The sequence below is a fragment of the Taibaiella lutea genome (assembly GCF_008629695.1).
In the GTDB taxonomy this organism is placed as follows: Bacteria; Bacteroidota; Bacteroidia; order Chitinophagales; family Chitinophagaceae; genus Taibaiella; species Taibaiella lutea.
In genome coordinates this window covers 289,872-305,251 of record NZ_VWSH01000002.1, presented here as the reverse complement: position 1 = coordinate 305,251, position 15,380 = coordinate 289,872, and the positions used below count along the sequence as shown (strand labels likewise).

The 15,380-nt window shown below is 40.1% G+C and carries 13 protein-coding genes; 2 read left to right on the top strand and 11 right to left on the bottom strand.

Features of this window, described 5'->3' with window-relative positions; genetic code table 11:
• Positions 1-4 precede the first annotated feature (4 nt).
• From F0919_RS08470 to F0919_RS08460, 3 genes are all read right to left on the bottom strand, one after another.
• Positions 5-214: a hypothetical protein gene (locus tag F0919_RS08470; RefSeq protein WP_150032318.1), complete on the bottom strand. Its 210-nt coding sequence runs from the start codon at positions 212-214 to the stop codon at positions 5-7.
• A gap of 222 nt (positions 215-436) precedes the next feature.
• Positions 437-3,286: a VWA domain-containing protein gene (locus F0919_RS08465; protein WP_150032317.1), complete on the bottom strand. Its 2,850-nt coding sequence runs from the start codon at positions 3,284-3,286 to the stop codon at positions 437-439.
• Positions 3,287-3,289: 3 nt separating this feature from the next.
• Positions 3,290-3,823, bottom strand: coding sequence for an RNA polymerase sigma factor (locus tag F0919_RS08460; protein ID WP_216629402.1), 534 nt, complete (start codon positions 3,821-3,823; stop codon positions 3,290-3,292).
• A 292-nt stretch (positions 3,824-4,115) separates the two neighbouring features.
• Here F0919_RS08460 and F0919_RS08455 point away from each other — a divergent pair, with 292 nt between their 5' ends.
• Positions 4,116-4,568, top strand: a complete 453-nt coding sequence (locus F0919_RS08455) for a cold-shock protein (RefSeq protein ID WP_150032316.1) — start codon at positions 4,116-4,118, stop codon at positions 4,566-4,568.
• Positions 4,569-4,623: 55 nt separating this feature from the next.
• Here F0919_RS08455 and F0919_RS08450 read toward each other — a convergent pair whose 3' ends face one another.
• The 3 genes from F0919_RS08450 to F0919_RS08440 form a co-directional block, all read right to left on the bottom strand.
• Complete coding sequence (locus tag F0919_RS08450; protein WP_216629401.1) at positions 4,624-5,199, bottom strand: DUF1415 domain-containing protein; 576 nt, start codon at positions 5,197-5,199, stop codon at positions 4,624-4,626.
• 126 nt (positions 5,200-5,325) lie between these two features.
• Positions 5,326-5,586, bottom strand: coding sequence for a hypothetical protein (locus F0919_RS08445; protein WP_150032315.1), 261 nt, complete (start codon positions 5,584-5,586; stop codon positions 5,326-5,328).
• A gap of 146 nt (positions 5,587-5,732) precedes the next feature.
• Positions 5,733-6,071, bottom strand: coding sequence for a helix-turn-helix domain-containing protein (locus tag F0919_RS08440; RefSeq protein ID WP_150032314.1), 339 nt, complete (start codon positions 6,069-6,071; stop codon positions 5,733-5,735).
• A gap of 263 nt (positions 6,072-6,334) precedes the next feature.
• Between F0919_RS08440 and F0919_RS08435 the strand changes: the two genes are divergently transcribed.
• On the top strand, positions 6,335-6,994 hold the full coding sequence (locus tag F0919_RS08435; protein WP_216629400.1) for an START domain-containing protein: 660 nt from the start codon (positions 6,335-6,337) through the stop codon (positions 6,992-6,994).
• On the opposite strand, the gene F0919_RS08430 is transcribed toward F0919_RS08435, so the two are convergent.
• The 5 genes from F0919_RS08430 to F0919_RS08410 form a co-directional block, all read right to left on the bottom strand.
• On the bottom strand, positions 6,991-9,261 hold the full coding sequence (locus F0919_RS08430) for a TonB-dependent receptor (protein WP_150032313.1): 2,271 nt from the start codon (positions 9,259-9,261) through the stop codon (positions 6,991-6,993). The genes F0919_RS08435 and F0919_RS08430 overlap by 4 nt on opposite strands.
• 12 nt (positions 9,262-9,273) lie before the next feature.
• Positions 9,274-9,933: a HupE/UreJ family protein gene (locus F0919_RS08425; protein WP_190277319.1), complete on the bottom strand. Its 660-nt coding sequence runs from the start codon at positions 9,931-9,933 to the stop codon at positions 9,274-9,276.
• Between the two features lie 13 nt (positions 9,934-9,946).
• Positions 9,947-11,305, bottom strand: a complete 1,359-nt coding sequence (locus F0919_RS08420) for a tetratricopeptide repeat protein (protein ID WP_150032311.1) — start codon at positions 11,303-11,305, stop codon at positions 9,947-9,949.
• An 82-nt stretch (positions 11,306-11,387) separates the two neighbouring features.
• Complete coding sequence (locus F0919_RS08415; RefSeq protein ID WP_150032310.1) at positions 11,388-13,412, bottom strand: DUF4331 family protein; 2,025 nt, start codon at positions 13,410-13,412, stop codon at positions 11,388-11,390.
• 30 nt (positions 13,413-13,442) lie between these two features.
• On the bottom strand, positions 13,443-15,200 hold the full coding sequence (locus F0919_RS08410; protein WP_216629399.1) for a DUF4331 domain-containing protein: 1,758 nt from the start codon (positions 15,198-15,200) through the stop codon (positions 13,443-13,445).
• Positions 15,201-15,380 lie beyond the last annotated feature (180 nt).

Sequence of the window (15,380 nt, the reverse complement as noted above, 5' to 3'; positions counted from 1 at the left end):
AGCATTATTCAATTCTGCATTGATAAGTATTTCCCAGAGATGATTGTTTTTCATTACACTCATCTTCGGCAGCATTTTTATTGCTTGCACGTACAGAATAACGATTGGTTTCAACACCGTTATAAGTACAAACACAATCATAATCTTTATTACAGGAAGTAAGTAACCATCCGCAAGATGTGGCTACAGCCATAAATATCAATAACTTTTTCATCGTTTTCAATTCATTTGATTCGAATATAGAACACCTGCTACCTGAATATGTTTTTAAGGAAAACCCAAAGAATTCATAAGTAAATTCTAAATACAATTGAAAAACATTCTGTACGACATTATTTATTGGTCAAAGACGAAACAAGGGAGAGTCGCAATATCCGAACAAAAAAAGACCCGGTATTATACCGGATCTCTTCTTCATTCACACACACGCTCACGTTTAAGGGGCTGCTTCTATTAATCTTACCAATTCTGCTTTATATCCATCCGTATCATTATCAACACCTTGCTTTGCCAAATCCAGAATGGCCTTTTTACCTTTATTGGAAATAAATCTGGAATCTCTCAGTTTAAGCCCGAACCAGGCAACAGCAGCAGCCAATTTATAATCTTTACTTATGCTGCTAAAACTTTCTGGTTCATGTCTGATCACATCTGTCATTTCAATGCTTTTATTTCCGTCGGGCTTTTTATACCGGAACTTGATAGTTGCCAATTCATCTTTATAGTTCTGTCCCGAAGCAGCAGCAGGTGTATATTTCAACGATGGCAATGCTTTTGTAAACTCACTATTGACACCTGCGGGAATTACTTCGTATAAAGCTGTTACCGTATGTCCGCTGCCCAACTCTCCGGCATCAATGGTATCATTTGCAAAATCTTCTGCTTTAAGTTTTCTGTTTTCATACCCGATTAAACGATAAGCCTGTACAAACAACGGATTAAATTCAATCTGAATTTTTACATCTTTCGCAATACTGTACATAGAACCTGAAAACTCTTTCACCAGAAATCTGTTCGCTTCCTGCAGGTTGTCGATATAGGCATAATTACCATTGCCTTTGTCTGCCAGTATTTCCATTTTCGAATCTTTATAATTGCCCATACCATATCCTAAACAGGTCAGAAAAATATTGCTCTTACGTTTCTCTTCAATCAATGTCTGCATATCTGTATTGGAAGATGCACCTACATTGAAATCTCCGTCTGTAGCAAGTATTACGCGATTGTTGCCTTCCTTCTTAAAGTTTTCCTGTGCAATTTTATAAGCCAGTTCAATACCCGCTCCGCCTGCGGTGCTGCCGCCCGCCTGTAAATTATTCAACGCATCAAGGATTGCCTTTTTGTTTTCTCCGCTCGTGGATGGCAATACCAGGCCTGCTGCTCCCGCATACACAACAATCGCTACCCTATCCTCTTTCCTTAGCTTGTCAACCAACATGGTTAAAGATGACTTTAACAAAGGCAATTTATTAGGTTCATCCATTGAACCGGAAACATCAATAAGAAAAACGAAATTGGAAGCAGGCAGCTGTTCCGGCGGAATAATTTTTCCCTGCAAGCCTATCTTCAATAACTTGTGTTGCGGGTTCCAGGGCGCATCACTGTATTCCGTGTTGATGGAAAAAGGATCATTGCTTTCGGGCTGCGGATATCTGTAATGAAAAAAGTTAATCATCTCTTCTACTCTCACTGCATCTTTCGGCACTTTTTGCCCATTGTTTATAAACCTTCTCACATTTGTATAAGCAGCATTATCTACATCAATAGAAAAGGTTGAAAGCGGCGACTGTGCAGGGCTTTCAAAAGGGTTTTCAATATAAGGATCATAATCTTCCTGTGTAGGTGTTTCAGCCTGCGGAACTATTATTGCTACCGGCGGTGCCGCCTGTGGAACTAAAGTCGTTGGTTTTGACTTCCCGAATAAATCCCAGATGCTGAATTTTTTCTTCTTATTGCTCTCAGCCTGTTTCAAACCATTTTTTGTAGTGATAACAATAACTCCATTCGAGCCTCTTGAGCCATATAAACTTGTGGATGTAGCATCTTTCAGAACATTCATCGTTGCAACTTCTGTCGGGTTGATATTAGTTATATCACCATCATAAGGGGCGCCATCTACAATAATTAATGGAGCTGTTGAATTATTAAGAGAAGCCATTCCTCTAACGCTGATAGATGAGCCGGAGCCTGGCTGGCCATTTCCGGTAGTTACTGCAACCGGTTTCGATTTTGCATCTTGCTTTTTCTTGTAAGCAGAATAGTTATTGGGTTGAGTTGTGCTATAACCAAGATTATAATTCTGGTTTAAAGCATACTGATTGCCTCTGTATGGATTAATATCACTTACAGTAAAATTGCTTGCCACATTTGGAGTACCTGAAGGCATGCCGCCGCCATTTGTAACCTGAACACCCGGCGATGCACCTTCAAGGCTTTTAGTTATATCCGCTACCGGCATTTTCTGAATCTGTTCAGCTGTTACAACATCTGCAGCGCCTACGTAACTTCTTTTTTGTATAGGCGGTCCATAAGGCTGAGCTATAACAACCTCTGATAATGCATTATTACCTGGTTCCAGTTTTGTAATACCAACATTAAAATTTCCGGCAATAGCGATATCTTTTGTTGCACTTCCCATGGCGCTTATTTCAATCACCGGATTGGAATCTGCTACCTCCAATTCATAGTTTCCGTCAACGTCTGTCATAGTTCCCGCAATGGTACCTTTCAACCTGATGGATGCACCGGGAATACCCTCTCCGTTTTGATCAACAACCTGTCCTTTAATTTTGCCATCATAGGGGATTGTAAGCGGGGGCGCAGCTTGGGTGGGTGACTGATAACTTATAACCGCTTCGGAAGCATTCTCAGTTATCCCGCTGTTTTCAGCCATGCTGATACTGCTGTTATCATTTATCCGATGCTGTGCTGCAAGCCGATTCTTTGGCGGGTGCGCAACGGGTTCTATGCTTGCAATAGCTTTGTCCGTATCAACTGATACCTTCTCCGGTGTGCTGATAGTTGCAGCAGGCTTATTGACTGCCACACTGACTTCGTGTTTCTCTTCGTTTAAAAGATAAGCGGTGCCTACACTAATGGCAATTAATATAGCTGCAGCGGCTGCAATTTTTTTATAGGAGAAAAAAGGCATTGCTTTATTTTCAGATTTTTCGTCTAACCTTTCCGTAACTTTTTCCCATACACGTTCCATACCCGGAAATGGCTGCGATTCTGCATTACGGGCAGCCTCTTTCATTTGCTCTGTTATTTTATCCTGGGCTTCCATAAATTAGTTTTCGTTTAGATAATAAAATTGATTGACTAAGGTTTTCAACTTCGTCTTCGAGAAATTCAATTGCGATTTGGATGTCCCTTCCGAAATATTCAGCATCGTTGCAATTTCTTTATGACTGTAACCTTCAATAGCAAAAAGATTAAAGACCGTTCTGCAGCCATCGGGCAACTGATCCAGCAGCTTCAGCAAATCTTTTTCTCCCATGCTTGCCGGCTTTTCAAAATGCGAACTTCCCTGCGGCAATTCCTCCAGATATACCAGTAAGTTGCCTTTCTTTCTCAAAGCCGCCAGACAGCCATTAACGGCTATACGGCGTGCCCATGCTTCGAAAGCAGCTGTTTCCTTTAATTGATCCATCTTGGTAAAAATGCTGTAAAAAGTATCTGCCAGAACTTCCTCCACCTCTTCCTGCTGTTTCAGGTAACGTTTACAGGTCTGGTATAATTTGGGAGCCAGATATTCATAAAGCTGTCTCTGGGCGCTTCGGTCCATTGCCTTGCATGCTGCTATTAATGTTTCATTGATCACGTCTTAATCTTTTATATATAGAGTACGTTCCGGACTCAGTGGTTGGAAACGATGAAAAATATTTTTCAATAAAGGTTTCCGACCGATAGAATATTTCAATACAATAATAGTAAGCTTTTTAATCGAATAGGAAATACGGGATAATTATAGGAACTTTGTACCCTATTTCGAATTCCGCAGTATTTGACGCTCTTGTTTGAGAAAACACTTTCATTATCTTTCTCTCCATCACATCTGTTTCATTTCTTCCATCCTTCAGGAATAGCGGACATTTTTTAATTAAAACATACAAATGGGCAGATCACAAGAAACCACAGGTAAAAAAGAAAAAACCAAACAAAAAATCCAGAAAAGGAAAGACAAAGAAGAGAAAAAAGAGATGCGCAAAGCCAACTCGGATAAAGGCAAGAGTCTTGACGATATGATGGCTTATGTGGATGAATACGGAAACATTACCGATACACCACCGGATCCTAAAAAGAAAAAAGTAATTAAAGCGGAAGACATTATGCTGGGAGTTCCGAGCAGAGATGTGGAAGAAGAGGAGGCGGTACGCAATGGTATTATTACCTATTTTAACGACGGAAAGGGTTATGGCTTCATAAAGGACTTAAAAAGCCAGGAAAGCATATTTGTTCATGCTAATGAACTGACTAACGGACCGGTTAAAGAAAAAGATAAAGTAACCTTTGAGGTAGCAAACGGAAAACGCGGATTATCTGCGGTTTTGGTAAAGAAAATCTAAAAAGATTATTAAAACACATATAGACATCCTGATGAAAATTCAAAGAGAATTTTCATCAGGATGTCTCATTTATATCAAAACAATCTTCCCGTAATTGCTTCATATACTCCAATCCCTTCTTTCTTGCGTAAGCCATATTCCTTTCGGGAATGTTTTCAGGCTGAGGAAAACTATGCAAAGCTTTTGATATGCCTTTTTCACGCAAGATGTGTAACATAGGATAAATGGACCTGTTGGTATAATTAGCCGCATCATCTTGCGATGCATTTGCAAATACATAGTCGGGGTGAAAACTGGCTAATTGATACTTTCCTTCATAGCCTTTGGAAATAAGAAAACTTTCTGCCCGCTTTACGAAGTTGAGGTATTCCTGAAACATACCTAAGCTTTCCGGAAAGATAATTAAAGTAGTTTCTGCTTCCGGATGCGTATCAAGATGCCTTAAATTTCTTAATAATGTATCGAGGTAATGCCGTACAGTACCATTAGCAACTATGTCGTAGTGAATATTATCGGCCTGAAACACGGGTGCTGCAAAAGGACAAAAATGGCAGCCGATTACAACGGTCTTGAGCCATTTCTGTGTCCGGGAGATTATAACCTGATTTGAAATAATGTTTAGTTTTAGCACTTATTATAAGATGCTTCAAAGATACAAAACATTAAGTCCGGGACGTTATGGCATAAAAATGTCCCGCCAACCGAAAGCGGGACATCAAAACCATTTTGCAATTATAACATTAAACCCCCATTTCTCTTAAATTGCAAGAAGAGAAATACTTTTTTCCAGCCTGATAAGAATAGGTGGTGTATATGAAGCAAACTTTTGATTTACAAATGCTTCTGCTTCAGCAAGGCTGTAGTTGAAGTCGGTTTCATTGTAAATGGTATGCCTGAATTTTATGCTTTTATATTTGTTTTCGCCTATCGCCACAACTTCATCCTGGATAATTCCGGCTGTTTCGTAATCTTTTGCGATAAATACTTTAATCGGTTTGGTTGTTGGTTGTACTCGCATTGTTGGTTCGGTTTTGTTGGTTCAATAAATTATCAAGCGTTGCACTGATTGATAATTATGAAGCAAAGAAACCACAAAGAATCCGATTATTAAAGGCCTCCGGACTAAATCAGGGTTACCCCTTAGACGCCAAAATATATAGAAAGCTAAGCTGTTTTTTCTATTCCCAGCTCTTTTTTTATCTCTTTAAGCTCCGATAAAAACAATGCTTTCAGATTGTTGATTTCATTGAGTATGTTTTGAAACCTTTCTTCGGCAAGAACCTCTTTTTCTTTTGCAGGATTGATAATAAGGTTGCATATATCCATTTGCAGAATGTCTGAAATAGCAAAAAGCAATTTTACATCTATTGATTTTTTTATGCCTCTTTCAAAATTTGAATAAGTGCGTTCATCCATAAACAGCGCTTTCGCCATTTCTTTCTGCGTTAGCCCTTTTGCATTTCGTAAACGCTTAATATTTCTTCTTATTTGCGAGGAATCCATAGTATCTTTTTCTAATGTGGTAAAAAAAATAGTTATGCGCCATAACCATACTATGTATTGCAAAATTCATACCAAAGAATAAAAACAGAGGAAATAAAAAGAAAAATTGTCTTAAATCAATAAATATTTAGGTTGCTTTCAAATGATTTATGTTAAATACTAATCATTTATTTCAAAGATGCTATCAAATAAATCATTGTTTACCATTATAATGCTCAGTATTTTTTCTTATATTTTTGCGGCTCATTAAAATTTTAATTGAGTTGAAGTTTCATAAAATCAAAGTATTTTTCTGTTTTTCATTTGCATTACTGATTTCTTTATCAAAAACATCGGCACAGGATTCATGGAAGTTTATGACGGAAAAAGACGGGATAAAAGTTTATTCTAAATCTGTTCCGGAATCAAAAGTCAAGGCGCTCAGGGTAACCTGCACGCTAAATACAACGCTATCCGCCCTGGTTACTTTATTGCTTGATGTGCCTGCCACCGTACAATGGGTATCTCATACCAAATCCTGCACTTTATTAAAGCGTGTATCAGCAGCTGAATTATATTATTATTCCGAAGTGAGCCTGCCCTGGCCATTAGAAAACAGAGATTTTGTAGCGCATGTAAAAGTGACGCAGGATAAAACTACCAAAGTAGTGACCGTTGATGCACCGGCAATTCCCGGCATCGTTGGCGTCAAAAAAGGCATAGTCAGAGTGAGTCACTCTTTGGGATATTGGACTATAACGCCACTTGGGAACGGAAAAGTAAAAGTAGATTATAGCCTGCAGGTAGATCCGGGCGGAATTATCCCGGCCTGGGCAGTTAATGCTTTATCTTCACAAGGACCACTTGACAGCTTTATGGAAATGAGAAAGATGTTACAGCGGGATGCTTACAAAAATGCCTTCCTGAGTTTTATTGAAAATTAAAATGAAACCATCGCAGTCAGCTTGAACGCAAAAGGCGTTCCCGGCGTAAAATGGATTTCTGAAACGGGCATTGCTTCATTTTGCAATCTGGACTCCGTGTCAAACTGTGCTTCATTCCACTCCGTATTAAACAGGTTTTCTATTTGTGCGCCAAATTCAAACTTCCTTATTTTATAGCTCAACACAGCATCAAATACGGTATAGCCCTTTGCGATAACCGTATTGCCTTCATTAGCCGGGCGATCGCCCAGGTGCCTGAACCTGAGGCTTGTTGTCCAACTGTTTTTCTTAAAAGTTACTCCGCCAATGGCCGTAACTTTCGCAGCAAGGGGAACAAAATCATTCCCTTTCATTTCATCTGTAAACCTTGCACGGGTATAGTTGAAATCGCCGTCAAGGTATAGCCATTTGAAGACTTCATATCTCAATGAAGTTTCAAAACCCATCCTGCGGCTTCTTCCACTTGGTTCAACCTCTGCTTCATCTCCTACGTACACAAATTCAGATTGCAGGTCCAGCATCCATAATGCTCCGGAAAATAAAAGCTTGGGTATTGGTTTCAGAACTACTCCCAAATCATAACCATTGGCATTGGGCAATATATTCTCTCCTTTCTGAGCTACAACCACTCTGGTGTCATTACTATGAAAACCGGAGCCATAGTTAAAATAAACACGTGCGCTATTATTGAAATTATAATACAGCCCCATTTTAGGGCTGACTTTGGCTACCGAATAACTTTGTACTGAAATATCATCCGGCATTTTGTTATTATATTCATTAACAAAATAATCAAGGCGCGCACCCGCATTCAGCACTAATTGCGGCAGCAAATAGATTGTCTGGTTTGCATATCCGAAAATACTGGTTTCATGGACATCACCAAATGCAAGCCTGTCAAGTAATTGATAATTTGCATCTACATGGCTGAGTTCATCATTATTTACATCATCATGCCGGAAGCCTATACCTACTTCTGTTGTTGTCTTTAAATTACCGATATGATAATCAGTTGTATATTTTGCATTGTAGCCGGTTAATAAGCGTTGTTCCTTCTGTCTTATACGATCGCCATTAACGGGGTCTTTCAGGAAAAAAGTGAAATCAGATATCAAATCGAAATCATAATAGCTTACATAAGCATTGCTTTTAAAAATGCTGTTTGCATTGACAGACTGTAAATATTCAATATTTAAATTGTAACGGCTGGTCTTTCCTGTTTCCTGATCCAATTGCCCGAACCTGCTTATCAAACCTTCCTCCACAGCTCTTTCCGGTATCTGTCCCGATGCATCCCACTGGCTCCCAAAAGCGGATAAAGTAATGTTCAGTCTTTTATTTTCTGATAATTGAGAACTGAATTTGCCCATAAGGTTCAATCTGTTAAAATGCTGCGGCGCATCGAAATAGCCTTTGTTATAGGTATAATCACCGGCTATATATGCACTGTTTTTACCATCGCCATTATGCCCGTTTAATAAATCTATAGCCGCAACTGTTCTAAAATGGTCATACATGCCGCCCTCAAGTTTTACAAAGCTCTTATCCAGATAATCATAAGTCTTAAATGCCGCAAAGCCTGCAGTAGCAAAATCACCTTTGTCAATCTGATAAGGCCCTTTACCGAAATTCAGGTTTTGCACTAGCTCAGGAATCAGGAAATGCAAATCGGCATAACCCTGGCCATGCGCATGCGAAACCATATTGACAGGCATATCATCCACACTTACGTTGATATCTGTGCCATGATCGATATCAAAGCCACGAAGGAACATTTGTTCCGCTTTTCCCCCACCCTGATGTTGTGATGTAAACAAACCCGGAATCATGCGCATCATGTCTTGTGATGAATTAATGGGTCGCAGCTTAATATCAATGTCACTAATGGTTGTAAGACTTTGAGGCTTATCTGAATTGATGGTTATCTCCTGCAGGTTTGCCGATATAGTATTCATTGAAATATTAAGGTCTGTAGTAACACCGTCGTCTATATGAAGGCTCCTTTCTATTGATTCAAAACCAATATGTGTAACAGCAATGTTATAATCGCCGGGCTGCACATGCATTATCATAAACTGCCCGAAACTATTGGTAACGGCGCTTCTGCGCAATTCCTTTATATAAATACTTACGCCTTCCAATGGCTTTCCCGATTGGCTGTCAGATATGTTTCCCCTCATACTTCCCTCATGGGCAAAGCCAATGCAAGGCAGTATAAAAAAGGATAGAAATAAAAAGTATCTGAAATAGGTAGAAGTCTTTTTCATGAGATTTTCTTTTTAGAAAGAGGCATAAATCCTTTCGATAGTCCAGAAGGCCGCGACAGCTGCTATAAGAATAGAGGAAGGGAGTACGATGACTTTCCGATAATACATTTTATGCGATAATGGCTTTGCCACCAAAGCATACATCAACAATATGATACTGAGCTGCCCTAACTCAACACCCACATTAAAACTGATAAGTGCAGTGGCAAATGCATAAGACGGTAAACCTAATTGAGACAAGGCGCCTGCAAAACCCATGCCATGCACAAGCCCGAAAATGAATACCATTACAAGTCTCCAGGGTTTTACTTTCTTTGAAAATATGTTTTCCAGAGCCAGTAATACAATAGATAATGCAATCAGGGGTTCGATAATCCTGCCGGGAGGATGAATGATGCCATACATAGCAAGACCCAATGTAAGCGTATGTGCAACGGTAAACATGGAAGCCTGCAACACAATCTGCTTTATATTCGTATTCAGGAAAAAGACACAGAGTATAAACAGTATATGGTCTAATCCAAAGGGAATAATATGCTGGTAGCCAATCTTAATATAATTCCAGATTACCTGATGGCTCTTCATTTCATCAAGCTCGTAATTAATTACATGAGCGTGCAAAGCAATGCTTCCCAACGTAAGGCATAACAAGAGAATGAATAAACGTTTCATGATACAGAATTGATTATTGATAGCTTGCGTCAATATAAGGAGAGACAGATATCGCATCTTTTTTCAGCTTTGCGGCGGTAGTCTGATCGCCGGCTGCAGCATATATAAGTCCTGACTTATAAAGCATATCGGCATTCTTTATTTTTGTCTGAAATACAACGCTGCTATATTTTTTGGCTTCTGTATAGTTCCCTTTTTTATAATAAATCCATGACATCAAATCATTGGCATCAATATTATTCGGGCGCATTTTATAGTCGATACTTGCATACTCCAATGCCTTATCATATTCGTTGACATTCAGATAGGCCAATGCCAGTTCACGGTTACCGTTATGTTTTGCAATTGTCCCTTTAGTCTGTTCTTTTTCATTTTCTTCCAACAGGCGAACCACCTCTTTATTGACATCCATAGCTTTAGCCTTGTCGCCCATCATCATGTATAATTCACCAAGATATGCTACATAAGACGCTTCACTCAGAACCCGTATTGCATTTTTGGCATGTATTACCGCTGCATCATATTTCTTTTGAGCGGCATATACTTTTGCTAATCCCATTTCTGCAGGAGCATAGCCGGGACGATAGCTCAGGGTTGTTTCGTAAATCATTCTGGCAGTATCCAGCTGTCCCGTATTTAAATATAAGTTGCCCCAATTTACTCTGCTCCACTCTGTTGATTCCATACCCGGAACACCCGATTCTACAGCCATACGCATAGCTGTGATTGCACCTTTGTTATCACCGTATATCTGTCTTAAATAAGAAGCACGTGAATAAGAACGCAAATCAGGACGAATGGTCAGCATCTGGTCACAGTCTTTCACCGCTTCGCTATAATTACCCATCTCCACATTTGCATCAACCAAAGCACCATAGATACCTGCATTATAAGCATTCAGCTTCCTGCCTTCTTCCGCAACGGCCAATGCTTCTCTGAATTGATGTAAATTCAATAATACGGCAGATTTAAGGCTAAGGCTTTCAAACAGGATATTGCTGTCTTCCGGTTTACTGCTGATAACCTTGTCCAGCATTTTCAGGGCAGCGCCACTGTAATAACCATTGTTACCGGTAACACGTCCTTCCGTGATATATACCGAAGCAAGTTTTAAATATTGTTTTGAATCGCCGGCATTCACCTTCAATGCTTCGAGCGCTTCATTATATGTTTTGACAATCTGAGCATTTTCCTCTTGTGTACCGGTTGCAGTTTTTCTCGGCAATAGTTTCGGAACGGAAACAGCATCATTGATAACAACTTCTTCGTTGTCTTCCCTGTTTTGCGAACATGCGCTGAAACTCATGCTTATCAATAAATACAGTGCGCCGTATAGCAAGAAGTTTCTAAGATAAAAAGTAAGTTTTTTCATAAAAATATTGTTTGTGTGATTTGTGTTTGTAGAAATATAAATTCAGCAGCGCTTTGCAGCGCCGCTGAATTTGGTACTGATATTATTTACTCTTTACTATTTTAACACCTTCGAATGATTGATTATTCAGTGAAATTTTAGCGAAGTAGGTTCCTGCCGCTAAGTTGGCAGCATCCCATCTTACAGTATATTCACCCGGAGCTTTATTACCTTCAGTAATGGTAGAAACAATTCTACCTGTAAGGTCGGCAACCTGGATAATTACCGTTCCTTTGCTTGCAATTCTATAACGTAAGCTTACCGTATTTGTAAACGGATTCGGATAAGCTACCATGATAGACTCTTTAGCACCTGTTACACCATGTATGCCTGTAGGGGCAGGGCCTGTGTAAGAATCTCCCACAAAGCCTCTCCATGGTTCCTGTATATAAGGAAAACAACCCTGGAAGGTAGTATCGTTATGAGTTACTCCTGCCGTAAATGCTAAGACGCTGGCAAGCTGTGCCGTAACGGGCGAGCCTGTTCCGTTATAATCATCATACCACAATCCGATGGCTGCAAGCGCTACGCCTGATACTGCCTGTAATTCAATAGTCGTAACATCATCTTCCAATCTTCTTCCGTTTGGAAATCCATCCATGTTAGGAATGAATTCAAGATTTGAATTAGTATTGTATGCCGGATCGGTAAGACCTAAAACAGCGGCAGATACAATTCCTAATGAGCTGAATTTCGGATCGTTTCTTGGTGTTGCAGGAACGGCCATGTTTAATCTCAATGCATCGGAAAGTGTAGGTAAAAAGTTATTTATAAATGGTTTTCCTGCTGCCAGAGGATCACCGTTTTTACCTGTAGCCAGTTGATAAGGACGCATGTTAGGTACTCCTGTATAGAAGATAGGAAGAATATCAACTGCACGCGGGCTTGAGTTATCGGGTAACAGTATAGTACCATAAGACAAGTCACTTAAAGCAGTACCTAAAACCTGTAATGAATTTTTAAGCGGATATAAACCGGGATGACCGTTTCTGAAATCGAATGCACCTAAAGAATTGGTCTGGATTCTTAATGTAGCTAAACCCGGAACGGCAGCACCAAATTGGCTGTCATCCATGTATAATGCTAATTCAGGATTTTTGAAATTCGCAGCATAAGCCATATCGCCGGTATAAGGATTGGTCCTGTTCCATTGATCTTTACTTCCGATAGGAATAACGGCTTCGTTAGTCAACGGCATGCCTAAACGGCTTATCTGAACCCAGCTTCCTGAAGTTGCAGGTGCGTCGCCGTTTGTAGTTAAAGTAGTAATTTGTTGTCTGCTTGCAGATGCCCATACGCCTATTACAAAATCAGGGTCAAGAATATTTGAAGCCTGAGAAAGATTCTTGCCATCTTTTTGCAATGTAGCAACAGGAACTTCAATTACAATAGAATGGCAATTAAATTTTGCAAGACCGTCTCTTGCTTCAGAAGCAGGACGAAAGCCACCCGCATCAAATGCGCCACCAAGGTCAACAAAGAAAGGATCATCAATAGGGCCGCAGAAAATCTTTTCACCTGTTGAAGGCGTTTGAATAGCTGCATTCATCAGGCTTGTATAGCTTGCTCCCAATCCAACGGTTGCATTATTGATGGAACGTGGTCCGATATTCGGAGGAGGCACTGTACCACCGGCTATTATAGTGGTAAATGATGCGCCGCCGTTTGTACTTCTCTCGCAAGTGTACGTTGTTTTAATATTTTGCTTGCCTAAGCGGATATTAAAAAAAGTAGAGCCGTCTTCATTGGTCTTTTGAAACGTGAACCGGTATATGATATCATCGCCGGGTGTAGCACTGTTGTTATCTATATGGATTTCATAACGTATATTCTCTCCAAAGGTGTACCAGTTAGGGCCTCCGGCAGGATGTTCAAATGGAATATAGTTGGCAATCAATACAATTTTATTGGAATCACAAGGGCTTTTAAAAGCGTATAAATCCGTATTATCCGCTAAGGGATCGTTGGAAATAAGCGGAGCCTCTCTATGCGAAGAAGCCACAGCCTGCACCTGAGGCAGCATGCATATAGCAAGCCCGGCCATGAGTTTGTTTATATAAGTTTTCATATTGGAATATTTTGAGTAAGTAATTTGATTTTAGAATCTGCTTTGCAAAGTGTAATCATATCCTCTCCATGGTTGCTGAACATAGGGGAATGAAGCCTTAAACGTAGTATCATTATGTGTAACACCTGCTGTAAATCCAAGAACGCCTAATAGCTGCGGTGTAACAGGATTACCGGAAGCAGCACTATAATCATCATACCACAAACCAATAGCAGCAAGGGCTGCGCCTGATACAGCCTGAAGTTCAATAGTAGTTACATCGTCTTCCAGTCTGCGTCCGTTCGGGAAGCCATCCATGTTCGGAATAAATTCAAGATTGGTATTGGTATTATAAGCAGGGTTGGTAAGGCCGAGTACTGCTGCCTGAATTAATCCCAAAGAGCTAAAGTTAGGATCGTTACGAGGCGTAACAGGAACGGCCATATTCAAACGAAGCATGTCGCCTAAGGTGGGCAGGAAGTTATTTACAAAAGGTTTTCCTGCTGCAAGCGGATTGCCGTTTTTGCCTGTTGCCAATTGATACGGGCTCAAATTAGGAACGCCTGTATAAAAGATAGGCAAAAGGTCAACTGCTCTCGGACTATGATTGTCGGGCAATAACACGCCTCCAAACAAAGCCTCGTCCAATGCAGTACCGGCAACTGCAGCTGTTCCTTTCAGCGGGAACAAACCTGTTTTACCGTTTCTGAAATCATAAGAACCCAGCGATGCTTTTTGGATTCTTAATGCGCTTAATGAAGGTACTGCACCGCCAAACTGAGAATCGTCCATATAAAGCGCTAACTCAGGATTACTGAAGTTTGCAGCAAATTGCAGATCATTATAAGGAGTTGTAGCGTTCCATTTGTCTTTACTTGCTACAGGAATCACGGCTTCATTGGTTAAAGGCATACCTAATCTCGAAACCTGTACCCAGTTGCCTGATTCTGAAGTTGAACCGTCGTTGTTAAGTGTTTTAATCTGCAAGCGGCTTGCAGAAGCCCATACGCCTATCACAAAATCAGGATCAAGAATATTCACTGCCTGCGAAACATCTTTACCATCTTTTTGCAACAGTGCAATTGGTACTTTTATTGCTATTGTATTTACATTAAAACGTGCAAGGCCATCTTTAGGGGCATTAACGGTATTGCCATTGGGCCTGAAATTACCTACGTCAAACGCGCCTGCAAGATCAACGAAAAAAGGATCATCTACCGGTCCGCAAAACAAGCGTTCGCCTGTAGAAGAAGTAGTGATGGCATTCTGAATCAAATCATCATAAGAAGGAGCGCCAAGACCTACCGGTGTACTGTTTATAGAACGTGGCCCGATATTTGGCGGTGGCACTATTCCGTTTGAAAGGATGGTAGTAAAGGTAGCGCCACCATCTGTACTTTTTTCACAGGTGTAAGTAGTTTTTAAATTTTGCTGACCCAACCTGATATTGAAAAACGTAGTGTTATCCTGGTTGGTTTGCTGGAATGTAAATCTGTAAGTAATATCGTCTCCAGTTGAGGTTGTTTTGTTCTTGATGTGAATCTCGTAACGTACGTTGGTGCCGAATGTGTAGTAATTAGGTCCGCCTTCCGGCAGTTGAAATGGAATGTAGTTTGCAATGATGGTAATAGTTGTGGGATCGTCCGGACTGCGGAAAGCATAGAGATCTGTATTATCTGCCTGCGGGTCGTTAGAGATAAGCGGTGCTTCTCTGTGGCTCGATGCAAGGGCCGAATGGCTTGCAGCAACTATGCTCATCAAGGCTATGCTTTTGCATAAACGCCTGAAATTAAGCTGGAGTCTTTTCATAAAATTTATTTTATAGAGTTAATTCATAATCATGATATACGAGGAGAAATAACTCTTAGTTTTTGCTTTTGATAAATCAATTTTTTATTAACAATACTTTACAGTCAATAATGTTTCTTCGGTAATAAAAAAGCAGCGGCTGTAAGGCAGCCACTGCTATAAACACAAATCAAACAAACA